The 24361-nt window shown below is 71.9% G+C and carries 17 protein-coding genes; 7 read left to right on the top strand and 10 right to left on the bottom strand.

Translation table 11 applies throughout. The features are described 5' to 3' along the window. Positions 1-51: 51 nt before the first annotated feature. Complete coding sequence (locus WME79_RS06010) at positions 52-1176, top strand: hypothetical protein (protein ID WP_437533111.1); 1125 nt, start codon at positions 52-54, stop codon at positions 1174-1176. Positions 1177-1398: 222 nt separating this feature from the next. Here WME79_RS06010 and trpA read toward each other — a convergent pair whose 3' ends face one another. From trpA to WME79_RS05980, 6 genes are all read right to left on the bottom strand, one after another. Beyond that, complete coding sequence (trpA, locus tag WME79_RS06005) at positions 1399-2223, bottom strand: tryptophan synthase subunit alpha (protein WP_437533108.1); 825 nt, start codon at positions 2221-2223, stop codon at positions 1399-1401. After that, positions 2220-3413 carry a tryptophan synthase subunit beta gene (gene trpB / locus WME79_RS06000; protein WP_437533105.1) on the bottom strand — a complete coding sequence of 398 codons (1194 nt, stop codon included), beginning with the start codon at positions 3411-3413 and terminating at the stop codon, positions 2220-2222. Before trpB ends, trpA begins: the two co-directional genes overlap by 4 nt. 50 nt (positions 3414-3463) lie before the next feature. Next, complete coding sequence (trpCF, locus tag WME79_RS05995; RefSeq protein WP_437533102.1) at positions 3464-4948, bottom strand: bifunctional indole-3-glycerol-phosphate synthase TrpC/phosphoribosylanthranilate isomerase TrpF; 1485 nt, start codon at positions 4946-4948, stop codon at positions 3464-3466. After that, positions 4941-5984 (bottom strand): anthranilate phosphoribosyltransferase, encoded by a 1044-nt coding sequence (gene trpD / locus WME79_RS05990; RefSeq protein WP_437539774.1) that lies wholly within the window; start codon positions 5982-5984, stop codon positions 4941-4943. The genes trpCF and trpD overlap by 8 nt, the downstream gene beginning before the upstream one ends. A gap of 856 nt (positions 5985-6840) precedes the next feature. Next, a complete protein-coding gene (locus WME79_RS05985; protein WP_437533099.1) occupies positions 6841-7743 on the bottom strand; it encodes a hypothetical protein in 903 nt (300 codons plus the stop codon). After that, the gene (locus WME79_RS05980) at positions 7740-9767 is read right to left on the bottom strand and encodes a redoxin domain-containing protein (RefSeq protein ID WP_437533096.1); all 2028 of its coding nucleotides are present in this window, start codon (positions 9765-9767) and stop codon (positions 7740-7742) included. Before WME79_RS05980 ends, WME79_RS05985 begins: the two co-directional genes overlap by 4 nt. Before the next feature lie 379 nt (positions 9768-10146). Here WME79_RS05980 and WME79_RS05975 point away from each other — a divergent pair, with 379 nt between their 5' ends. From WME79_RS05975 to WME79_RS05955, 5 genes are all read left to right on the top strand, one after another. Beyond that, complete coding sequence (locus WME79_RS05975) at positions 10147-11355, top strand: FAD-dependent monooxygenase (protein ID WP_437533093.1); 1209 nt, start codon at positions 10147-10149, stop codon at positions 11353-11355. A 188-nt stretch (positions 11356-11543) separates the two neighbouring features. Next, positions 11544-13982: a sulfatase-like hydrolase/transferase gene (locus WME79_RS05970; RefSeq protein WP_437533092.1), complete on the top strand. Its 2439-nt coding sequence runs from the start codon at positions 11544-11546 to the stop codon at positions 13980-13982. 18 nt (positions 13983-14000) lie between these two features. After that, positions 14001-15092, top strand: a complete 1092-nt coding sequence (locus tag WME79_RS05965) for a formylglycine-generating enzyme family protein (RefSeq protein WP_437533089.1) — start codon at positions 14001-14003, stop codon at positions 15090-15092. 78 nt (positions 15093-15170) lie between these two features. Then, a complete protein-coding gene (locus tag WME79_RS05960) occupies positions 15171-15779 on the top strand; it encodes an SH3 domain-containing protein (protein WP_437533086.1) in 609 nt (202 codons plus the stop codon). Further along, the gene (locus WME79_RS05955) at positions 15776-17044 is read left to right on the top strand and encodes a guanine deaminase (protein ID WP_437533083.1); all 1269 of its coding nucleotides are present in this window, start codon (positions 15776-15778) and stop codon (positions 17042-17044) included. The genes WME79_RS05960 and WME79_RS05955 overlap by 4 nt, the downstream gene beginning before the upstream one ends. Here WME79_RS05955 and WME79_RS05950 read toward each other — a convergent pair. The 4 genes from WME79_RS05950 to WME79_RS05935 form a co-directional block, all read right to left on the bottom strand. Beyond that, the gene (locus tag WME79_RS05950) at positions 17035-17283 is read right to left on the bottom strand and encodes a hypothetical protein (protein WP_044964103.1); all 249 of its coding nucleotides are present in this window, start codon (positions 17281-17283) and stop codon (positions 17035-17037) included. The genes WME79_RS05955 and WME79_RS05950 overlap by 10 nt on opposite strands. Positions 17284-17413: 130 nt before the next feature. Beyond that, a complete protein-coding gene (locus WME79_RS05945; protein ID WP_437533080.1) occupies positions 17414-18811 on the bottom strand; it encodes a hypothetical protein in 1398 nt (465 codons plus the stop codon). Positions 18812-19170: 359 nt separating this feature from the next. Beyond that, complete coding sequence (locus tag WME79_RS05940) at positions 19171-20553, bottom strand: CCA tRNA nucleotidyltransferase (RefSeq protein ID WP_437533078.1); 1383 nt, start codon at positions 20551-20553, stop codon at positions 19171-19173. Positions 20554-20605: 52 nt separating this feature from the next. After that, entirely contained in the window at positions 20606-22504 is a 1899-nt protein-coding gene (locus tag WME79_RS05935; RefSeq protein WP_437533076.1) for a protein kinase domain-containing protein, read from the bottom strand. Positions 22505-22711: 207 nt separating this feature from the next. Here WME79_RS05935 and WME79_RS05930 point away from each other — a divergent pair, with 207 nt between their 5' ends. Next, positions 22712-24349 (top strand): ABC transporter permease, encoded by a 1638-nt coding sequence (locus tag WME79_RS05930; protein ID WP_437533073.1) that lies wholly within the window; start codon positions 22712-22714, stop codon positions 24347-24349. Positions 24350-24361 lie beyond the last annotated feature (12 nt).

Genomic DNA, 24361 nt, shown 5'->3' with positions numbered 1-24361 from the left:
GCGACGCGCGCAACGCGGCTCCCAACGCATGATGATAACGAGGCTCCCCTGATGAACCGTTCACTCCGCATCTGTGCTTTGCTCGCCCTGACATCGACCCTCACGATCGCCGGCTGCGGCGACGACGAGAGCGCCGCGCCGAGCAGCGCGGCGAGCACGTCCGGCGGGTCCGGCGGATCCGGCGGGCAAGGCGGGCACGGTGGGGCCGGCGGATCGGCAGGCAGCGGCGGAGAGGGCGGGCAAGGCGGCTCGGCTGGCGGCGGAGCGGCGGGTGGCAGCGATGCCACGGGCGGCGGCGGAGCGGGCGGGCAAGGCGGCTCGACGAGCAGCGGCTCGGCTGGCGGCGGAGCGGCGGGTGGCAGCGATGCCGCAGGCGGCGGCGGAGCGGGAGGGCAAGGCGGCTCAACGAGCAGCGCTTCAACGAGCAGCGCTTCAACGAGCAGCGCTTCGACGAGCAGCGCCTCGACGAGCAGCGCTTCGACGAGTAGCGCTTCGACAGGCGGCGGCGACGCTGGCGGCGGCTCGGCGAGCAGCGCCTCGACGGGCGGTGGTGACGCCGCCGGCGGCGGCTCGGCGAGCAGCGCTTCGACGGGCGGCGGCGACGCCGCCGGCGGCGGCTCGGCGAGCAGCGCTTCGACAGGCGGCGGCGACGCCACCGGCGGCGGTGGAGAGGGCGGGGCGGCGGAGTGCGGCGATCTGCGGTGTGACACCGGTGAGACGTGCGATTCGTGCGCCGACGACTGCGGCGTGTGCCCGCCGATCCCGCCGGTCTGCGGTGATGGCACATGCGAGCCCGACAGGGAGAACTGCCAGGCGTGCGCCACCGACTGCGGCGTGTGCCCGCCGGCCGAGTGCAGCCACGACCTCTGCGAGGAAGGAGCGCCCCTCCTCATGGCCTGCGACCCGTGCGTGACCGAGCTGTGCGCGGAGGACCCGGCGTGCTGCATGAGCAACTGGGACACCCACTGCGTCGCTGGCCTCACCGCCGCCTGCGGGCGGGCCTGCGGGTGCGCCCACGACCTCTGCGAGGAAGGCGCGCCCCTCGACGCGTCCTGCAACAGCTGCGTCGAGACCGTGTGCGAAAGTGAGGATGGAGACAGCTTCTGCTGCACGCTCGGGTGGGACGAGAGCTGCGTCGCGCTCGCGGGGAGGCTGTGCGACGTCACGTGCCGGTGAGCTCGGCTCGCCGCCCTGAAGGCGAACCACGCATGGCGCAGTAGCGACGGCGCTCCGCCGTGAACCTGACCGGCTCCGCGGGTGGAACGCCATCGTCCCATGCCGCCGGGCCATGGGCCGGCGCCGCAAGGTCGGCGTCGGCGCCCCTGGCGAGCCCCCAATTGCCCCCTCGAACGGTGGCCGGCCGCCGTCGCGCCCTCGGACGGCGGCCCGGCCCCGCGCTCAGCGCGCTGTCGCCGCCTTCATCTCGCGGACGAAGCCCGCGACGGCGCGCGCGGCCGCCTCGGGATCACCGACGTTCGCCGCGACCCGCTGGACGACCGCGGACCCGCTGACCACGCCGAACGCCCCGGCGGCGAGGGCGTCTCGCACGTGCTCCGGCTTCGAGATGCCGAACCCCAGGATCGCGGGCGGCGCGCCGAACCGGCGCAGCGTCTCGAAGAGCGCCCCGTGGCCGAGGCGCAGCTGCTCGTCCGCCCCCGTCACGCCCTTGCGCGTGACGCAGTACGTGTACGCGCTGCTCCGCTCCGCGAGCCGCTCCAGCGTGGCCTCCGAGGCGTTGAGCGGCGCGATCAGCACCGGCGCCACCCCCGCGGCGCGCGCCGCCGCCACGTACGGCTCCGACTCCTTCACCGGCACGTCGGCGACAAGCACGCTGTCGACCCCGGCCGCGGCCGCCGACGCGTAGAAGCCCGCCAGATCGCGGTGCTTCACGAGGTTCGCGTAGGTCAGGATGCCGATCGGCACCTCCGGCGCCTCCGCCCGGAAGCGCGCCAGGAGCTCGATGCAGTCGGCCGGCCTCACGCCGGCCTCGAGCGCCCGCACGGCGGCGGCCTGGATCGTCGGGCCGTCTGCGATCGGATCCGAGAACGGGATCCCGACCTCGATCGCATCCGCGCCGCCCTCCACCGCCGCGCGCAGTAGCCGCGCGCTCGTGGCGAGGTCGGGATCCCCCAGCATCAGGAAGGGGATGAACGCCCCCTCACCCCGCTGCCGCAGCCGCTCGAATGCGCGATCGTAGCGCGTCGTCACCGTCTCCCGACTCATGTCGACCTCCCGGGATCGAGCAGCCTCTGCGCCTGCTCCATGTCCTTGTCTCCGCGGCCCGACAGGTTCACGACGAGCACCGTCTCGCGCCCTGCCTGCGCCGCCTCCGCCACCATCTTCAGCGCGTGCGCGATCGCGTGCGCCGACTCGAACGCCGGGATGATGCCCTCGCTGCGCGCGAGCCGCTGGAACGCGTCGAGCGCCTCGTCGTCCGTCGCCGCAACGTACGTCGCCCGGCCCGACGTCATGAGGTGCGCGTGCTCCGGCCCGACGCCGGGGTAGTCGAGCCCCGCCGAGACCGAGTGCGTCTCGGCGACCTGTCCGTGCTCGTCCTGGAGGATGTAGGTCTCCGACCCGTGCAGCACGCCCGGGCGGCCCTTGAGGAGCGTCGCCCCGTGCTTGTCGGTCGACAGGCCGTGGCCGGCCGGCTCGACGCCGATGAGCGCCACGTCCGTGTCCGGGATGAACTCGGAGAAGATCCCCATGGCGTTGCTGCCACCGCCCACGCACGCGACCACCGCGTCGGGCAAGCGCCCCTCGGCCTCCAGGATCTGGGCGCGCGCCTCGCGGCCGATCACCCACTGGAAATCGCGCACGATCGTGGGGAACGGGTGAGGCCCGGCGACCGTCCCGATCAGGTAATGCGTGTCCTCGTAGCTCTCGGTCCAGTAGCGCAGCGCCTCGTTGAGGGCGTCCTTCAGCGTCTGCGAGCCCGAGGTCACGGGCACCACCTCGGCCCCCATGAGGCGCATCCGGAAGACGTTGAGCCGCTGCCGCTCGACGTCCTTCGCGCCCATGTAGATGCGCGTAGGCATGCCGAGCAGGGCCCCGATCATGGCGGTCGCGACGCCGTGCTGGCCGGCCCCGGTCTCGGCGATGAGCCGCCGCTTGCCCATGCGCCGCGCGAGCAGCCCCTGGCCGAGCGCCTGGTTCGTCTTGTGCGCGCCGCCGTGGAGCAGGTCCTCGCGCTTGAGGTACAGCTTCACGCGCGGGTCGCCGGTCAGGTTGCGGCACAGGGTGAGCGGCGTCGGGCGCCCCGCGTAGCTCGTCAGCAACGCGTCGAACTCCGCCGCGAACGACGGATCGCCGCGCGCCTCCAGGTACGCGCGCTCGAGCTGCTCGAGCGCGGGCACGAGGATCTCCGGGACATAGGCGCCGCCAAAGGCGCCGAAGCGGCCGCTTTGCTGCATGGTGATTGCCTCGATCGTCGGTTGTGCGTTGTGCGTCGTGAGAGGTGCTGTCAGGGGGAGGCGCGGTCCGCCGGGGCCGCGGGGTCACGGTCGTGGCGCGACGGGCCACGCGCGCTGTCGAACAGGCGCACGAGCAGGTCGGCGCACTTCTCGCCGGGCGCGCGCTCGACGCCCGACGCGACGTCGAGCCCCCACGTCCCGACCCGGCGCGCCGCGGCGATGTTGTCCGGGTTCAGCCCGCCCGCGAGCAGGCTCCGAGCGCGCGCCGGGTGGCCGTCGATCGCGCTCCACGCGAACGTCCGCCCCGTGCCTCCCCGCGCCTCCGCCGTGCGCGTGTCGAAGACCAGCCGATCGGCGCTGCGCTCGACCTCCGCGCCCACGCCCTGCTCGCTGGCCGCGCCCGCGGCGCCCGCCGCGCTGGCTGCCTCCCCGGACGGCGCCATCGGGACCGTCTTCCAGACCTCGCACCCCTCGGGGAGCGCGCGCCGCAGCGCCTCGATGAACGCCGCGTCCTCGTCGCCGTGGAGCTGCACGGCGCGCAGCCCGATCGCCCGCGCCGTATCGGCGACGAAATCCACGGATTGATTGAGGAAAACGCCGACGAAGGGCAACCCCGCGGCCGTGGCGACCACGATCTCGGCCTGCTCGCGCGTCACCCGCCGCGGCGACGTCTCGGCGAAGATGAGGCCGCCGAAGCGGGCCCCGAGCCGCTCCGCCTCGCGCGCGTCCCCGGGCCGGGTCAGGCCGCAGATCTTCACCCTGCCGGTCACCAGCGCGCGCGCGGCGTCCGCGATATCGGGGCTGCGCATGAGCGACGTGCCGACGAGGAACCCGTCCACCGAGGGCGCGAGCCGCTCCACGTGGGCGCGCGACTCGACGCCCGACTCGGCGATGACGATCCGATCGCGCGGCACGCGCGGGGCGAGCCGCTCCGAGACGGCGAGATCGACCTTGAGCGACTTGAGATCGCGGTTGTTGATGCCGATCACGGGCGCGGGCAGCGCGAGCGCCCGCTCGAGCTCCGCCTCGTCGTGGACCTCGACGAGGCAGTCCATGCCGAGCGCCTCGGCGGCGCCCAGGCACAGGAGCGCGGTCGCATCGTCCAGCACCGACAGCATGAGCAGGATCGCGTCCGCGCCGTTCGCCCGCGCCTCGATTACCTGGTAGGGCGTCACGACGAAGTCCTTGCAGAGGATCGGGACGTCCACGACCGCGCGCACGGCCTGGAGGATCTCGAAGCTGCCCTGGAAGAAGGGCTCGTCGGTCAGCACGCTCACCGCGTCGGCGACGCCGTAGTACGCGGCGGCGACGGCGTGCGGATCGAAATCCGGCCGGATGAGCCCCTCGGACGGGGAGGCCTTCTTGCACTCCAGGACGAACCGCGCTCCCGGCGCGGAGAGCGCGCGCCGCAGGCTCCGCGAGGTGGGCGGCGCGCTCGCCCGAAGGCTGGCGAGCGGGGTCCGCCGCTCGCGCTCCGCCACGTCCGCCCGCTTCCGCTCCACGATGCGCGCGAGCACATTGCCCTGCTCAGCCATGTTTCGCCTCCTTCCGCGCTTCTTGGGCCCCGTCCCGGCTCAGCGCCACGAAGCGGGTGAGCCGCTCCGCCGCGCGCCCGGAGCTCAGCGCGTCGAGCGCCAGGGCCGTCCCCTCCCGTAGCCCCTCGGCGCGCCCGGCGATCCAGAGCAGTGCGCCGGCGTTGATCGCGACGGCGTCGCGGTGCGCGGGCGCGCCGCGCCCGGCGAGCAGGTCGCGGAGCCACGCCGCGTTCGCCGCCGGGCCGGCGCCCCGGAGCGCCTCGATCGGCGCCGGCGCGACCCCCGCGTCGGCCGGGTCGATCAAGAGCTCCTCGACGACCCCATCGCGGAGCCGGGCCGCGCGCGTCGGGGCGTGCAGGGCGACCTCGTCGAGCCCACCGCCGTGGACGACGAGCGCGGCCTGGCACCCGAGCATGCCGAGCGTGCGCGCGGCGTGGGTGACGAGCTCCGGATCGTAGATGCCCATCACCTGGATCGGCGGCGCGCTCGGGTTCACGAGGGGGCCGAGCAGGTTCATGATCGTGCGCACCTTGAGGGCGCGGCGCACGGGCATCGCGTGGCGGAGCCCGGCGTGGTACTGCGGCGCGAAGAGGAAGCAGAAGCCGACCTCATCGAGGGCGCGGCGCGAGACCTCGGCCGGCGGGTCGAGCCGGGCGCCCAGCGCCTCGAGCGCGTCGGCGGACCCGCACTGGGAGGAGACCGAGCGGTTTCCGTGCTTGGCGACCGGCAGGCCTGCTTCGGCCGCGACGAAGGCGACGGCCGTCGACACGTTGACGGTGGACTGCCCGTCTCCGCCGGTGCCGCAGCAGTCGGCATAGGCATAGGCCGGCCGCGCGAACGGCACCGACGTCCCCCGGAGCGCGCGCGCCGCGCCCGCGATCTCGGCGGGGGTCTCGCCCTTCGCCTTGAGCGCGACGAACAGCGCGGAGAGCTCGATCTCCGTCAGCGCCCCGGCGATCAGATCGCGGAACAGCGCCTCGGTCTGCTCCGCGGAGAGGTCCACGCCGGCGCAGAGCGCATCGATGACTGCATGCATCATGGTTCTCTCCTCATGTTCACGGCTGTTCTGGCAGACACTGATCCTCGGGACTCGGGCGTCGGGCTGCGGCGCACTGCATAGCGGACAAAAACGAAAAGGCCCACCGTTGTTCCGGCGGGCCCTCTTTCTTCTTTCCTTCAGGTCGTCCTCCCCGCAGGGAGGCGCGTTACCCGTGGTAAGGGCCCGCCTTGGTAGAGCACCAGCGCCACCAGCGCAGCCCTGCCACGCACGAACCCACCTCGACGGCCGAGCACGACGCGCCGCCGAGGACGAAAGCCTCGGAACAGCTGCGAGCGCAGGACGCGGGGAGCGCGCGGGACATGCGGGGAACATAGCTTGCGGGTGCGACGAGCGTCAAGCGGGTTCCGCGCCCGTCTCGCCCGTCTTCAGCTCCCGCTTCAGCCGCGGTGGCCCGAGCTTCCTCGGATCAGCGAACCTCCGAAGCCTCCGCGCTCTCCACCGCCATCCGCGGGCGACGCCTCCGCAGGAGGGTCCTCGTGCCCTCACAGGCGGCCAGCGCCGGCATCACGACGGTGGACAGCCGCCCGGAGGCCGGCGCGGGATACCGGTTCTCGTCGGCGCCTCGGTAGACCCTGAAGAGAGAGATAGAGAGCGCGCTGTCGAAGAGCTGTGCGCGCTCAGGCCGACGCGGCATCACGTCCGTTATGTGGCAGACGAGATAATCGACGTGGAATATCGCTTGGAAGACATCGTCTGGCGGCAGCTTGCGTCGCGCAAGGAGCGTCGGTCATCGTCAGGTCAACTGAGCGTCAATTGACGGTCAATTGACGGTCAACTGAGCACGCCTGACGATTCGCCGTTGACACCAGCACATCGCTGGGTGCGATGATCGCTACCTGGAGATCACGATCCAGGTGAGCTCGTCGATCCCGGAGAGCGGCGCCGTCTTGACGACCGCGCCGTCGGCCTCCCCTGCGGCTGGAGCCGAGAGCTTGCCGTCGTACTCGCTCATGGTCCGGAACCTCACGGGCGTTCCTGGCTCCAGGTCCGAGGGGGCCTGGACCCCGACGGGCGCGTCGCTGGTCGTCGCGAACGGATAGAGCGCATAGACCGCCACGATCTCCTCCCCGCCGAGATCGGGGAGCGGTGGCACGCGCTCCGGCGGGATCCTCCGGGCCGCGATGTCGTGGAGGGCCTCGCCGAGCGGCGTGGCGAGCGCGGCGCGGTTCACGGTGAGCTGGAGGCCATCGCCGACCTCCAGGACCTGCGGATCGTCGCTGTTCGGACCAAGGACCGCGCCCGCGGGCAGGTGCGGCACAAAGAGCAATCCCGCGTCGACGGTGACCGCGTCGGTGAAGCGCAGCGGGAACATGGTCGTTCCTCGGCGCGGCGTCGTCCCCGCGTCCTCCATCGACTTCAGCACGAAGTCGACGGGCGGCTCCGCGTCGCAGAGGAAGGTGAAGCGACCATCCGCCCTCGATCGGTCCGAGTAGCAGACCGCGGTATTGCAAAACAGCACGGTGGCTCCGCCGATGGGCTGTCCCGCCTCGTCCGCGAGCACCCCGGTCACGCCTGGACCCGCCGGTGCGCCGCCTGCGCCGGAGCCGCCCGCCGCGCCGCCGCCGCCGTCGCCGGCGTCGCCACCGCCGCTGGTCGCCGCGCTGCCGCCGCCTCCGGCGCCGCCGCCCGTCGCTGCGCCGCCGCCGGCGTCCCCCGCCCCGCTGGTCGAGCCGCCGCCTCCGTCGCAAGCGGACGCAATCAGCGCGACCACCAGGAGCAGGGCGCGCTTCATCATTCGGCCAGCGCCTGCTCGATGACCGCCGTCATGGCGTCGGGGTCGTACTCGTGGCTGGCGTACCGGACGATGCCGTCCTTGCCGACGATCACGTCGACCGGAAACGGGTTGGGGCCTGGGAAATTGGATGTCACGGCGGCGTAGGTGCTCGCGGTCTCCTCGAGCCCGACCGGGAAGCTGACCTTGATGTTGTCGCAATACGCCTGCACCTGGCCGATCTGATCGACCGGCTCCCTCGGGTTAAGGGCCACGATCTGCAGGCCCTGGTCCTTGTATTTGAGCCAGAAGCGCTCCTCGGTGTCCGGCAGGTGGTTGGCGCAGACCGGACAGAAGGTGGCAAAGTAGGTGAGCAGAAGCACGCCTCCTGCCGACTCCTCCGAGGTCCATGTCGTGCCGTCCAGCATCGTGCCCGTGGTCGCGGGCAGGGGCGCGCCGACGCTCACGCCGGGCGCGTTGCCGACGAGGTAGGTCTTTCGCACCGGGGCCGCAGGGTCGTCCGAGACGATGTGGAGATAACCGACCTCCTGGTCCGTCGCCGAGGCGAGGTAGGTCACGTTGAGCTCGAGCTTCTCGCCGGGCGCGATCCGGGCCTGGCGCGGCTCGACGCTGAACGCGGAGCCGCTGACCCAGTTGTCCACCAGCGTGAGCGGCGCCGTCCCCTGGTTCGTGACCTCGAGCGGGAGCGTCTTCGTGTTCCCGGCCGCGACCGGGCCGAAATCGATCCGAGCAGCGGATTCCGGGAGACGGATGTTGGGGGCGAGGCGGTCCGGCTCGAGGCGGTAGGAATACGGGTTCTCCCAGGTGCCGATGAACACGTCCTGACCCCGGGCGGCGACGCCGAAGGTGCGCATCGTGGGGAGCTCGCGATCCGGATCCTCGTACTCGAACGCCCTCGGGATGCGCACGGCCGCGATGAAGGTCGGTGCGGCGGGCGTGGACACGTCGTACACGCGCACGTCGTTCCACGCGGCGACGAAGAGGCGGCGCTCGGAGTAGGCCAGGCGGAGCGGGGTCCCGGGCATCTCGGCGCGACCGACAACGACCGGGCGCGCGAGGTCGGAAATGTCGACAACGGCGACGCCCGCAGAGCCCGCCGCCACATAAGCGAAGTCGCCGTCCACGACGACGCCCTTCGCCTGGCCGCCGGTGGCCACGCGGCCGAGCTCCACCGGCGCCGTCGGGTCCGTCGCGTCGACCGTGACGAGCCCGTCCACGCCGTCGGCGACGAAGACATGGTTGTCGCGCGCCGCGACCCCCCACGCATTGGTGAATCCACCCAGGCTGCCGACCCGCGCGAACCCGACCGTGCTGTCGTAGCGGTAGACGCCGAGGCCATCTCCGTGCAGCCCCACGAAGATGGTGTGGTTCGCGACGTCGACCCCCTCGTAGCTGATCCCCTGCTCCTGCAGGACGGGGAGCTGAACCGGGGCCTCGGGATCGCTGATGTCCCAGCCGCTGAGGAAGGCCGGGTTCCGGATGTTGCCGAGGTGCGTGGTGAAGACGAGATCGTCGTCCCACGCGAGGTGCTTGCAGCCGGGCGTGCGGGAATCGCCGGGGATTGTGTGCTTGAGCCCCCCCGCGAGCACCTCCATGTCGGCGGGGTCCTCCGCGTGAATGACGTTGAACGTGTAGCTGCAATTGAGGAGCAAGTTGTCGTCGCGGACGCGGACCTCGTCCGTATGGCTCCCCACGTCGTGCAAACTCTGGAGCTGCACCAGCGGGCTCAGGAAATGCCCGGGCTGGAGCGCGGTCGGGACGCATTCCCCGTCGACGGCGTCGGTGCCCTCGCCGCAGACGACACCGGGGCTCGTCGCCGAAGGCACGCACACGCCGTCGACGTCCTCGGTGCCCTCGCCGCAGACGACATCGGGGCTCGTCGCCGAAGGCACGCACACCCCGTCAGCGGCCTTCGTGCCTGGACCGCACGACAGCCCGGTCTCGCTCACCGCATCGTCGTCTCCGCAGGCGGACAAGGCGAGCAAGATCAGCGCGGAGACGGAAGCGCGACGTCGCAGCAGCGTCATGGAGAGCTCCTTGGATGGGATGAAGGACAGGGCGGCTGAAGAAGCAAGGGCCGCGTCTTTGTGACGATACAAGTCGCCGGGGGGTCCTGGGCAAGGAGAACCGGGGTCGCGGCGGCGCCGGCGCACATCTCCGACGGTGTCCGCCGTTGCGCCGTCCGGACCAGGCGGGCTCGAGGTCGGGGGGCAGCGGCTCGGATGGGGGGCCGCCTCCGCGGGTCGAGGGCCTGGGCGACCGAACATGACGCGTCACAGGGGACGAATGCCTCGGAACAGCGCCGCGTGCAGCGCGCGGGGCATGTGGTAGGGAACCCCGGCTGCGTCGTTGGAAGGAACGTGGTCGCTGGTCGCAGGCAGGCCACGAGAGAGCACGGGAAGGTTCATGTTGAGGATAGCGGTTCTTGGAGGCGGGATCGCCGGGTTGAGCGCGGCGATCGCCCTCGCCGGACGGGGGTTCGAGGTCGAGGTCTTCGAGCGACACGCTGCGCCAACGGACATCGGCGCGGGGATCGTCTGCTGGCCAAACGCCTCCTTCGTGCTCCAGGAGCTCGGGCTCCTGGAATCGGTCGCCAGGCTGGCGGGGCGCCCGACCCGGATGCGAAGGGTCTCGTATACCGGCGAGGAGCTCGGCGCGCTGGACATCCGGAAGCTGGACCAGCTCATGGGGTCCCCGAGCCTCTCGGTGCTGAGGAGAGAGCTCCAGGCGGCGCTGCTGTCCCGCGTCACCGGACTGGATATCCGTGTGCGTTACGGGCACGCCGCCGATCGCATCGAGCCCTCGGCCACCGGCTCGGCGACCGTTCACTTCGCGAACGGAGCGACCGTCGCGGCGGATGTGATCCTCGGAGCGGACGGGCGGATGAGATCGGTCGCGAGGGCGTTCGTGCACGGCGACAATCGCCCGAGATATCAGGGCTTCGTCAACTGGCTTGGCACGTTCGAGAGCGATCGTGCGGTGTTCTCGGAATCGCAAATCGAGGTGATGGACTGCTGGGGTGTCGGCGTGCGCTTCGGCGTCGTGCCCGTATCTCGGTCGAAGGCGTACTGGGCCGGCGCCGCGGCCTGCCCTGAAGCTCGGGGCAAGGAGCCAGCGGATTACCGGGCCGAGCTCCGCGCCCTCTTCCACGGGTGGCCGAGCCCGATACCGGAATTGATAGAGGAGACGCCCCTCGAGCGCATGAACAAGATCTACGTCCACGATCACGATCCCATCGACACGTGGCATCGAGACAACGTCTTGCTGCTCGGCGACGCCGCGCACGCGGCGCTGCCCACGTCGGGCCAAGGCGCCAGTCAGGCCCTCGAAGACGCGTGGCACCTGGCCGACTGCCTGGGCAACGCGGCCTCCCTCGAGGAGGCGTTCACCGCCTTCACGAAGCGGCGCCACGCCAAGAACGCCGCGATCAACGCGGGCGCCCGCGACCTCGCGCGCTCGCTGTTCGCGACTGATCCGGCGCTCTGCGAGGCGAGGGATCGCAGGAGCAAGGCGACCGACTACGAGGCCATGGTGCAGGGCATGGCGAGGGGCTGGTCCAGCGGACTGCCGATGAGCGGGCGTCCGGGCGCCCCGTCGGCTCGGCCTCAGGCCTGACGAGCCCGGGGGGGGCCGCCGGCACGTTCGGATTCCGGCCGCCGGCGCCTCGGGCTCGTCCGCTCCCGCAGGATACTTTGCGGCCCGGTACACCGATGGTAGGCCCCGTTCTCCAGGGCGCACGACCTCGCGGCCAGGCGCGACAGGCCCTCGCGAGGCGCCCCCGCGGCCCTCCCCCCTGCGTGCCCATGATCACCGCCGAACCAGGTCCCCCGCCGCCGCCGAGCGCCGCCGGCTCTCATGACAGCGTCCCGCCGCGATCGACGAGCGGTCCGCCCGCCCGGCAGAGCGCGCCGCCGGGGCGGTCCGTCTCCCCGCCGGGGCGGTCCGCCCCTCCGCCGCCGCGCCGCAGCGCCTGGACCACCCGCCTCGGCGAGGCCTGCGTGCTCGGCCTCGGCGTCGCCTCGCTCTCCGCCGTGCCGACCGCGCTGCGCACCGCCCGCGCCGGCGCGTCCTTCCTCGACGGGCTCCTCGTCGGCACCGCCGTCCTGCTCCCGCTCGTCACGCTCGCGCTCATCCTCTCGCGCGCCGCCGGCCGCGGCTTCCGCGGCATCGTCGGCGCGGGCGGCGAGCGGCTCGCCGTCCTCCGTGTCGCGCTCTGGATCGGCGTCGCCTTCCCGGTGCTCGCCGCGCTCGCCGCCCTCCTCAAGGCGGCGACCCACCACCGAGGCCTCGCCGGCGCGACCTTCGGCGTCCTCGGCCTCGCCGGCGTCGCGGCCGCGGCGCTCGTCACCCAGCGCCTCGTCGCGCTCGGCGATCGCCTCGCCGCCCGCGGCGTGAAGCCGTGGCTCCTCGCCGTCGCCGGCACGGCCATCGGCGTCGTGCCGCTCGTCGCCGCCTTCGCTCCGCTCGCCGCCCACGCGGCCAACACGACCGGCGACGCCGGGGCCGCCGTGCGCGCCGCCATCGTCGACGGCGCCATCGCGCTCGTGGCGACCGCGCTCGTCTCGAGCGTCGACCTCAGCGCGGCCGTCGGCCGCATCGCCGGCGTCGCGGGCGTCCCGCTCGCCGCCCTGGTCCTCATGACCGCGACCGCCCGGATCGAGTCGTTCCCGCCGCTCGGCCAGGCCGTGCGCGCCGGCGGCGGGCTCGCGGCCACCCTCTTCAGCGCGCTCGAGCAGTGGACCGACCGCGACGGCGACGGGATGGGCTCGCACTTCGGCGGCCTCGACTGCGACGAGGGCGATCCCACCCGGTATCACGGCGCGCGGGAAACGCCGGGCGACGGCATCGATCAGGACTGCAGCGACGGAGCCCACGAGGGCGCCGCCCCCCTGCCCGCCAGGGCCGTCGCGGGCTCGCCTGCCGGCGCGCTGACGACCGCGGCTGCCGGCGCCCCGCCGGCCGCCGCTTCCGGCGCCCCGCCGGCCGCTCCCGCCGGCGCCCCGCCAGCGGCCCTGAGCGCGCGCGTGCGCGCCGCCTCCGCGCCTGCCGCGCGCGACGAGGGCGGCGCGGTCATCCCGGCCGTCTTGACGAAGACCATCTCCCCCGCCGGGACCACGCCTGCGTCCCCCGCGCCCGCCGCCGCGCCGACGCGCCCCGACGTCCTCCTCATCACGCTCGACACGGTCCGCGCTGACCACACGTCGGCCTACGGCTACGGCCGCGACACCAGCCCGCGGCTCGCCGAGCTCGCGGCCCGCGGCGTGCTGTTCGAGCGCGCCTACGCTGCATCGAGCGAGACGCAGCGGGCCATCTCGCCGCTCGTCACCGGCCGCCGCCTCAACCGAGCGGCGCGCGACCGCCGCGAGTGGCCGACGCTGCTGCCCGAGAACGACACCCTCGCGGAGCGGATGAAGCGCGCCGGCTACCTCACCGCCGCGGTCAGCTCGTTCACGTGGATCAGCCAGGAGCGCGGCTTCGATCAAGGGTTCGACCGCTTCGAGACCGTCTACGGCGACGCCCACCCGGAGCGCGAGGCGACCGGCCACCTCGCGGTCAAGAAGGCCATCGAGCTCCTCGAGGGGTATGCCCAGCGCACCCAGCCGATCTTCCTCTGGCTCCACCTCTTCGACGCCCACGAGCGGTACCTCGCCCACCCCGGCATCCGCTTCGGCGCCGGCAGGACCGCCGCCTACGACGGCGAGATCGCCTACGTCGACCAGCAGCTCGGCGCCCTCCTCGACGCCGTGGCGAGGGGCCCCCGCGCGGGCCGCACGGCGGTCATCGTCCACGGCTCGCAGGGCGAGGGGCTCGGCGAGCACGGCCCCGTCGGGCACGGCGTCGAGCTCTACGAGGAGGCGATCCGCGTCCCCCTCGTCATCGCCCTCCCCGGCGCAGCGCCAGGCCGTTACCCGCATCCGGTGAGCACGGTCGACATCGCGCCCACCGTCCTCGACGTCGGCGGCGCCGAGGCCACGGCCGTCGAAGGCGCCTCCCTGGCCGCGATCGCCACCGGCGCCGAGCGCGCGCCCCGGGGACCGGTGTTCGCCCGCACCGCCCGCCGCTCCGCGGTCGTCGACGGGCAGCTCAAGCTCCTCGTGATCGAGCGGAAGAAGCGGGACCGGCTGCTCCTGTTCGATCTCGGGAGCGATCCCCGGGAGACCCGTGACCTGTCCGGCGAGCGTCTCGACGACCTCGGGCGGCTCCGCCAAAAGTTGTCTGCCTTCGAGTCTCCCTCGCAGTAGAGTTTACTGCGAGGGTTCATGCACAGATTCGCCCCTTCGACGCGGAAGCCCGCGTCCCCCCGCGCGAGGGCGCTGCGCGCCGCCGTCGCCGTCGGCTTCGCGTTGGGCCTCGCCTCGCTCGCGCTGCTCGTGGTGCGGCTCGCGGAGGCGCCGTCGGTGCCGCTGACGCTCGGCGCGGGCGCCATCACGGGCTCGCTGCCGCGGCGCCTCCGGTTCGAGTGGCGCCTCGTGCGCGATCGCCACTGGCAGATCGCCTCGTCGCCTGCCGAGTCGCGCGAGGCCACCGACCAGATCGAGGGCACCCGCGGCACCTGCCCGACGGGCATGGTCGAGGTCTCCGGCCTCATGAAGCTCGACCCCGCCCCGAAGGCCCAGGGCGACCTGCGCTCCATCGACGAGATGCAGCGGACCACCTGCAAGCACTGGATCAGCAGGGACTACCCCGAGCGATGCGCGGAGTTCGATCGCGAGAGGTGGCTCTCGATGTCGAAGGACCTCGACGCGAAGCCGATGCACTTCTGCATGGATCGCTACGAGTACCCCAACCAGAAGGGCGTTTATCCGTTCATCCTCGTCTCGTTCTACGAGGCCAACGAGCTCTGCGCCGAGGAGGGCAAGCGCCTCTGCGACGAGGCCGAGTGGACCTTCGCCTGCGAGGGCGAGGAGGCGCGCCCCTACCCCTACGGTTACGTCCGCGAGCCTGAAGCGTGCGTCGTCGATCAGGGTTGGCGCCCGTACATCGAGACCGCGCTGCGCCCGCGGGGCGGCCCCGCGGCCATGGCCGAGATGGACCGCCTCTGGCAGGGCATGGCGTCGGGCGTCCAGCCCCGCTGCCGGAGCCCCTTCGGCGTCTACGACATGACCGGCAACATCGACGAGTGGACCCGTTCCGTCCGCGAGGGCGAGCGCCCCTCCATCCTGAAGGGCGGCTACTGGGGCCCTGTCCGCACGCGCTGCCGCCCCTCGACCCGCTCGCACGACGAGAACCACATGTTCTACCAGCAGGGCTTCCGCTGCTGCGCGGACCACGGCGCCACGATCGGGGTCCCCGCGGAGCGCGCCGTCTCCGGCGATCCTGCCGCCGCCCCGCTGCCGCGCGAGCTCCGCTGACGCGCTCGCCGGCGCGCAGACGAGCGCGCGCCGCCGCGCAGTCGACCGCGCTCGCCGCAGCGCGTATCCTCTGCGCTGATGGACCACCCCCCCGCCGGACAGGGCGCCTCGCCTGGCCCCCGCGACGTGCGCGCCGAGCACGCCGGCACGCGCCTCGCTGCCCGGGCGGAGCCGCCGGGCGCCGCGCCAGCCCCGCCGCGCGCGCGCCAGCTCGATCGGCTGACCGGGCTCGTGCTCCTCGCCGCCACCGCCGTCGTGCTGCTCCCGACGGCGCCTGTCGTGTTGCGAGCGGTCGCCGGCGATCGCTCGCGGGTGCAGAGCGCAGGCCGGTTCGCGCACCTCCTCGATGGGCATTCCCCGGCGGATCGGCGCGCGCAGGTCCACCCTCGTTTCCCGTTCGACGACGAATCAGGCTCCGACGAGCGGCCATCACCTCACGACGACGGCCCTGCCTTCGACGACGAGGAGGACCCGGGCGCGCCTGCGCGCCTCCAGGCGGGCATCGCCTCGCGCGGCATCACGCTGCTCGACGAGCCGCGGGCGGACAGCACCCAGGTCGGCGCCATCGCCGCTGGCGAGATCGTGATGATCGTGCGCGAGGCGGGCGCGTGGGCCCTCGTCGTGAAGAACGGTGGGGGCGATCTGCTCATGGGCTGGGCCCGCCGGAGCGAGATCGCCATCCGATGAGCGCGCGCTCGCCGGAGTCGCCGCGCGCCTACCGCGGTCGTCTGCTCACCCCGATCCCCGCGTCGCCCGACGGCGCTCAGGTCCGAACCATCGACGACGCGCTGCTCGTGGTCGGCAGCGACGGTCGGATCGCCCAGGCAGCGCCGTTCGCCCCGGGCGCCTTCCGCGGGCCGGTGCTGGACCTGCGGCCTGCGGTGTTGATGCCGGGCTTCATCGACGCGCACGTCCATTTCCCGCAGACGCGCATCATCGGCAGCGCCAGCGGCCCGCTGCTCGACTGGCTCGAGCGGTCGGTCTTCCCCGAGGAGGCCCGCTTCCGCGACGAGGCGTATGCCGGGCTCGTCGCCGGCGAGTTCACGGATCGGCTGCTCGCGTCGGGCACGACCACATGCGTCGTCTTCTCCAGCTCGTGCGCCGGCGCGACCGACCAGCTGTTCCGCGCCCTGCTGGCCGCCGGCTTGCGCGGCATCGCCGGCCTCACGCTCATGGACCAGAGCTGCCCGGAGGCGCTCCGCGTCCCTCGCGACGAGGCCATCGCCGCCGCCCGCGATCTCGTGCAGCGCTGGCACGGCGAGGGCGGCGGCCTCCTCGAGTTCGCGATCACCCCCCGCTTTGCCCCGAGCTGCTCCCGTCCCTTGATGGAGGCGGCCGCGCGGCTCGCCCGCGATCACGGCCTCCTCGTGCAGACGCACGTCGCCGAGAACCCGGCCGAGGGCGAGGCCACGTTGCGCGCGCACCCCTGGGCGCGCGACTACGTCGACGTCTACGACCGCGTCGGCCTGCTCACCGGGCGCGCCCTGCTGGCGCATGCCATTCACCTCTCGCCGCGCGAGTGGGACCGCCTCGCGGAGACGGGCTCCTCGGTCGTCCACTGCCCGGACTCGAACTTCTTCCTGGGCAGCGGCCGCATGCGCCTCTCCGACCCGCGCGCGCGCGGGGTCTCGGTCGGCCTGGGCAGCGACGTCGGCGCTGGCCGCAGCTTCGACATGCGCCGCAGCATGTCGAGCGCCTTCGATAACGCCCTCTGTCTCGGCGACCGCCTGACCCCGGCGGATCTCTTCGTCATGGCCACGCAGGGCACCGCCGACGCCATTGGCCTCGGCCGCGTCGTCGGCAGCCTCGACGTCGGCAAGGAGGCGGACTTCATCGCCGTCCGCTTCCCCGAGCACGTGCTCGGCGAGGCCGAGACGCTGAACCACCTCGTCTTCGCGTCCGACGCGACCGTCCAGCGCACCTTCGTGCGCGGCCGGCCTGTCTACCCCTGACCGGTCCCCCGCTCGTCCTCCGCGGCCTCATAGACCTCGAGCTCCCAGACGAGGATCTCGAAATCTCGCCGCAGGATGTACCGTGCGCCGTCGTCCCCGCGCACCTTGAAGTAGAGGTGATCGCCTCCGGGCCACCGGTCGAGGATCTCCGTCACCCGCACGCGGCGCTCCCCCAGGGTGACCGTCTCGGGCTCTTCGCTCCCGCCGTGGCCGGCACGGCACGCCACATCGACCCGCATCTGCCTTTCGCGCAGGGTAGCAGGTGCGGGCGCCTGGCTCCCGCGATCCCTCCACGAAGAGGGCTCGCTCGGCCGGGCGCCCCGAGGTGGCGGCGCTCCCGGGGTGTCGCGCCCGGGAGCGCCTCCTCGCTCAGTTCGGGTTGACCGAACAGCCGTAGAGCAGCTCCATGCCCGCGGTGTTGTCTTGCGCCGCCATGGCGCACGTGTCCTCGCACAGCTTGATGAGCCCCCCCTCGATGTAGAAGGACGAGGACGCCCCGGCGCACTCCTCGATGCTCTTCACCTGCGAGAAGGTCTGCTTCTGCCCGCCGTTGCTCGGCGTGAACTCGATCTGCACCGTCTTCAGGTCGATCGAGTGCCCATCTGGCGCCTTGGGCACCTCGATCTCACACGACAGCTTGGCGCCCGAGATCACGCTGTCTGCGATGGCCTGGAACACCGCATCGTAGGTGGCGTGCTGCTGGATCGGGTATCTCAGCCCGCCGGTCATGACGCTGAGGACCTGATACGTCGTCCCGGGATCGACCGAGTCTGGCCGGCACTGCTCCCAGGTGGCGGGCGCCTCCGGCGGCCAGGGGGCGGTCGGTGGGTTGTTCTCCTTGATGCCCACGAAGCTGAAGAACTTGTAGTTGCGCTCGTCCTTCGAGCCGAAAAATTCCGGTGCGATCGCCGTCAGGGCCGCGTCGAAGGCCTCTGCCGAGGTGGTGCCGCCAGCGACGTTCTCGTTCGCGGGATCATCATCGGCGGTGTCGAAGAGCTTGATGTCAGCCCCATCGTCGAAGACCGCCTTGTCCGCGCCGAGCGACTTCGTCGTGCAGTCGACGCCGTCATCGGTGATCTCGACGAACACCTTCAGCGACTCCTTCCGCAGCCACTGCGACCACCCGGGCGACGTGGTCTCTCCCCGGGGCTGGATCGCCCCATTCAGCGTGTCGATCGCCAGACAGAGCGAGTCGAGGCTGCCGACCTCCAGGCTGTACTGGTAGAAGTGCGGCGGGTTGCTGTTCGGGTTCTGTGGAACCGGCGAGCAGCTCCCGCTGCCGAGCGGCGCTTCGATGCAGACCGACTGCTCCACATCCGAGCTGCCGTGCTTCGAGAGCATGATGACGCGGTAATCGATCTTGCTCGCCGCGATGATCGAGGCGAAGTTCTGGTTGATGTTCCGCTGGACGCTGTTGATCTCGTCCGTCATGCTCCCCGAATTGTCGATGATGAAGATGATGTCGGCCGGGCGCTGCTGGTAATCGGCCTGCAATCGGGTCGCGATGCACGCCGTGTCCTCGTTGAGCGCCGCGTCCTTGTCCCCGGTCCCTGCGTCGACATCGAACCCATCATCGCCCCCGAGCCCGCTCCCGGACGTCTCGCCGCTGCTGCCGCTGCCGCCGCTGCCGCTGCCGCTGCCGCTTCCAGAGCCGCTATTGCCCGGGCTCGCCTCACCACCCCCGCCGGAGCACCCACCGATGGCTGCCGCCGCCGCAAGCAAACCCAGACCAACCAGCCCAACAAGCGTCTTCGTCGAGAGCTTCAAAATGACCTCCAAATTGGGGAACGCGACAATGCGCAGCGACGGATGTTACCAGACTCACGTCCCAGTGGACGCGATCGACATGAAATAATCTAGATCGACATGAGGTAGACAACCGACCACCGTTGTCGGTCCAGGTACCTTGTCCACGACCGTTCGACTCGCCCTCTGGGACAGGCTCACCAAAGGAGCGAGGAGATGGCCGAGGGCGGGAGAACGGGAGCGACGCCCGACGATGCGGCCCCGGGCAGCCAGACGAGACCACCCTCGGGTACACGCAGCGAGCGCGGCGCACAGCCATCCTCACAGCCCCCCTCGGCCGCTCCGCGACGGGAGTCGCAACTTTGCGACGGGGGGAGGCGCTAGACTGCGCTCTTCGAGGCGACGAGTTCGCGCGCCGCCGCGAGCAGGCGCTCCGGCGTGTTCGCCTCGGGCTCTTCGGTGACGAGCTCGACAAGACGCTCCAGGAGCTCACCGACGAGCCGGCTCGGCGGAATGCCGAGCTCCTTCATCAATCGATTGCCGTTCACGGCGAGATCCTTGGCGGAGAGCGCGGCGCCCGCCGCGAGCAGCGCCTCGACACGCTCCCGGAGCCGCCCTATCGTGGCGATGTCCTCGGTCGCCTCGCGCCCCTTGCCGAGCGCGTCGGCGAAGCCGATCTCGTAGAGATCCGGCGCCAGCGCCGGGGTCACCCGGCGGAGCCAGCGGCGCACCGCTGCGTCCGTCCAGGTGTCGTCGTAGCAGATCAGGTGGTGTCGGATGAGCGCCACGATCCGCGCGCGCTCATCGTTCGAGAAGCGGAGCCGCGTGAGGATCGGGTCGGCCATCTCGGCCCCGATCCGCTCGTGCTCGTAGAACGTGTAGTCCTTCGTCTTCTCGGAGAACTCACGCGTCCTCGGCTTCCCGATGTCGTGCATCAGCGCCGCAACGCGGAGGATCGGCTCGGGCTTGCACGCGTCGAGGCAGGCCATCGCGTGCCCCCACACGTCGTACGCGTGCCATCGGTTCTGCTCGCACCCGACCGACTCGATCATCTCCGGGCAGGTGATCGCCAGCAGCTCCGTCCGGCGCATGATCTCGAACGCCACGCTCGGGCGGCGCGCGCGCATCGCCTTCAGCCACTCGTCGCGCACCCGCTCCGCGCTCACGCAGCGGAACGTCTGGTGCGACCGCGCGGTGCCCATGGCGCGCTCGGTCTCGGGGTCCAGCGTGCCCTCCAGCGTCGCGGCGAAGCGCGCCGCGCGCAGCACCCGCAGCCCGTCCTCAGCGAACCGCTCGCCCGGATCCCCGACCGCGCGGATGATCTTCGCCTCGAGATCGCCCCGCCCGCCGAACGGATCGATGAGGTGCCCGTCCACCGGATCGATCGCGATGGCGTTCATGGTGAAGTCCCGCCGCGCGAGATCCGCGGTGATGTCGTCCACGAACTCGACCCGGTCCGGCCGCCTGCCGTCGCTGTAGGTCCCGTCGCCGCGCAGGGTCGTGACCTCGTACGGCACGCCGCGCACGAGGACGGTCACCGTCCCGTGCTGGATCCCGGTCGGGATCACCTTCCGGAACGCGGCCACGACCTCTTCCGGCCGCGCGTCGGTCGCGACGTCCCAGTCCTTGGCGTCCTGCCCGCGGAGCAGGTCGCGCACGCAGCCGCCCACGATCCAGCCGCGCTTGCCGCGCTCGCGGAGGCGGCGACAGATGCCGAGCACGTCCTCGGGGACGGCGTCGATGAGGTGATCGATCCGGGTCACGCCTGCGGCTTATCACGGGGCACGGCGAGCAGGGCCCCCGCCGAGCGCACGCTCACTTCTTCGGGTGAGCCCAGGGGTCCCGGACATCCGGGTTCTTGGGGGTCCGGGTCGTCGGCACCGCCGGCGGCCGTCCCGTCCCGGGCCTCACCTTCGGACCGCTCTTCTCGTCGGCCTCGAGCTTCACGAGCTTGCTCGGCTCGGTGCCGTCGAGCACCACCGTGCTGGGCTGGTACCCCTCGGCCCGGATGTCGATCGTGACCGTCTGCCCCTGCTCCACGTCGATGCTCGCCGGCAGCTTCAGCTCCACGCCGTTGCGGTAGCCGACCGCCGTCTCCGGCACCGCGGCCAGCGCGACCACCGACTTCTGGACCGGCGGCGGCTCGGGGGGCGCTGGCTTGGCGGGCGCCTCGACCGGCGGCTTCTGCGCCTTCTGGGCGTTGTCCCTGGCGGACCCGCTCGCGCCGATGACGAAGATCGCCGTCACGATCCCCACCGCGGCCGCCGCCCCGGCGACCCATACGTAGCGGGGCCAAGGCGAGCGCGGCGGCGACGGCGGCGTCGCGGGGACGATCACCTTCGAGGTCTTGAAGTAATCGTGCGGCACGTTGAAGCCGCCCGAGCGCGCCATCATCTCCGCGACCGCGCCCGGCACGCCCCCGCACTTCACCTGCTCGAGGTCGGTGTGGAGATCGCCCATGGTCTGGTAGCGCGACTCCGGCTTCTTGGAGAGGCACTTCAGGATCACCGCCTCGAGCCCAGGCGGGCAGTCGGGGCCGCCGACGAGCGCGCGGATGGGGACCGGCGCCTTGTACATGTGCTGCGTCAGGATCCCCATGAAGTTGTCGGCGTTGAACGGGAGCTGGCGGCTCACGAGCTCGTAGAGCATCACGCCGAGCGAATAGATGTCGGTCCGGTGATCGATGGGCGCCCCCGCGGCCTGCTCCGGGGACATGTAGTGCGGCGTCCCGAACACCGCGCCAGCGCGCGTCAGTTTGGTCGTCGTGCTTGTCGACACCTTCGCGATCCCGAAGTCGAGGATCTTCACGAAGTTCGGATCGCTGCCGCGGGCGACCACGAAGACGTTGTCCGGCTTGAGATCGCGGTGGATGATGCCGGCGTCGTGCGCGGCGGCGAGCCCCGCGGACAGCTGCAGCGCGATGTGACAGATGCGCTCCATCGGCAGCTCGTTCGGCGAGTCGATGAGCTGCGCCAGGCTCACGCCTTCCAGGTACTCCATGACGAAGTACGTGGAGCCGTCCGGCAGGTCGCCGAAATCGGAGATGTCCACGATGTGCGGGTTGCCGATGCTCGACGCGGAGCGGGCCTCCTGCACGAAGCGCTCGAAGATCTCGCGGTCCCTGGCGAGCTCCGCGCGGAGCACCTTCACCGCGACGCGCTTGTCGATGACCTTGTGACGGGCGAGGTAGACGAACCCCATCCCGCCCTCGCCGAGCAGCCGCTCGATCTTGTACCGGTGGTCGAAGGTCGTCCCGATGTAAGGGTCCTTGGCGCCCGGCGGCCGCCGCTCGCGCGGCTCGACCTCGTCCGGCGGCGGGATCTCCAGGGAAGGCTCCCCCTCGCTGATCGGCACCGGGCTCGTTCGCCCGCTGATCTCGTCAGCGTCGGGCTCGCTCTGCCGCCCGAACCGCGGGGCCATCTGGCGCAGCGGCGGCGGCGCCCGGAAGCTCGGCGGCACCTCGCTCGCAGGCCCCTCGACCCATCCTGCCCTGGAGGGCCTCGACGAAGGGCGGAGCTCGACCTCGACCGGCACGTCATCATCGGCGCCGCTCGGCTCCATGGAGGACGGCGCGAACGCGGCCGCGACACCGGACGAGCGAGGCCCGCCCGCCGCGCTCTTGGGGCGCGACGGGGGTGCCTCCTCGAGCGCGCCTTCCTCGGCGTTGAAGACCCTGCTGCGCGCGGTGTGGTGCTCGTTTTTGGTGGCGCTCATGAAAGGCTCGCGGGCAAAAGTGCACGCCACATGCCGGCAGCTGCGACAGGGTTGGATTCTAGCAGGCGTTCGGTCCGGGAAGCGAGATCATGCGGACCCCGCGCGCGAAAGGCCGCGCCGAGCACGCGTCGACGGCGTGTCGGCCCGCCGCCGACCATGGCGGCCCAGCGTGCCGCGCGCGCCGCGTTCTGCTAGGAGGGCACCGCGATGAGCTACCCTATCGAGGTCGCGCTGCGATATCTCGGCTCCAAGAAGCGGGCGTTCATCTCGGTCGGCACCACGTTCGCGATCCTCGGGGTCGCGCTCGGGGTCGCGGCGCTCGCGACCGTGATGAGCGTGACCGGGGGCTTTCAGGCGGAGTTCCGCGAGAAGGTCCTGGGCGTCAACGCGCACGTCCTGGTGATCAAGTACTCGACGGACTTCCGTGAGTACCGCTCGATCATGGAGCAGGTCTCCAAGGTTCCCGGCGTCATCGGCGTCGCGCCATTCAGCATCAACCCCATGATGCTGACGCACGGCGACGCGACGGCGACCGGCGTCCTGGTCAAGGGGGTCGACCCGGCCAGGAGCCTCGGCGTCGGAACCGAGGGCGCCTCCACGGCCGTGCTCGACCTGCCCCGTCACATCCTCCCGGGCGGCGATCTCACCGGGCTGCGGCGCCCTGGCTCGAAGCCCGCCGAGCGCGCCGTGCCGTCGTTGCCCGAGGTCCCCATCCTGGAGCCGGACGCTGGCGCGCGGGGCGCGCTCGCGCCGGACGCGGGCCCCGAGATCGATCTGCTGAAGGCCTACGAGGCGCGGATCCGCGAGGACGAGCGCGCCGCGGCCGCGCGCGACGCCGCGCTCGCGCCCCCGACGTCCCGCGCGGCCGAGGCTGAAGGCGCGCCGGGCGCCGAGGCCGAGGAGGCGGAGGTCGCGATCGACGAGGGCGCCCCGCGGGGCTCGATCGAGCCGCAGGGCGGCTATGGCAGCGTTCTCCCGGAGGACGACGAGCTACCGCCCGAGGTCGATCCGGACCCCTGCGCCGACAAGGAGCAGATCGCCAGGATGCCGGGCATCGTGATCGGCGCCGCGCTGGCGAAGAACCTGTCGCTCGACATCGGGCAGTGCGTCACTGTCACCTCGCCCACGATCGGCTTCTCGTTCGCGAACGGCGCCATCAAGCCGCCGGTCGCCAAGCGATTCCGGGTCATCGCGATCTTCGAGGCCGGCTTCGAGCAGTACGACACCAAGCTGGCGTACGCCGATCTCTACGAGACGCAGGCGTTCTACGACCAGGGCGACACGGTGACCGGCGTCGAGATGAAGGTCGACGACATCGACAATGCGAGCGGCATCGCGCGCGAGATCAGCAAGCTCCTCGGCAGCGGGCTCTATTACACGATGGACTGGGAGGAGCTGAACCACGGGCTCTTCACGGCGCTGCGCATCCAGCAGATCGGCATGAGCGCTGTGCTGGCGCTCATCATCGTGGTCGCCGCGTTCACGGTGATCGCGACGCTGATCATGGTGGTGCTCGACAAGAAGAAGGAGATCGCGGTCCTCAAGGCGATGGGCGCGACGGACGCCGCCGTTCTGCGCATCTTCCTCTACCAGGGCGGGATCATCGGCGTCGCGGGCACCACACTGGGCCTCTTGCTCGGCGTGGCGGTGTGCAAGGGGCTCCTTGTGTACGGCTTCCCGCTTGACCCGAAGGTCTATTTTATCTCCCGCCTCCCCGTCCAGGCGCGCCCGCAGGAGTTCATCATCACGGGCTGCATCGCCATCCTCATCTGCCTCGCCGCCACGATCGTGCCCAGCCTCTACGCCGCGCGCCTCCGCCCCGCCGAGGGCTTCCGCGCGCAGTGAGCCCCCGCCTCC

This window comes from Sorangium sp. So ce726, from assembly GCF_051521405.1.
Classification (GTDB): domain Bacteria; phylum Myxococcota_A; class Polyangia; order Polyangiales; family Polyangiaceae; genus Sorangium.
Note: the sequence above shows the minus strand (reverse complement) of the source record. Positions and strands in the feature narration are given on the sequence as shown.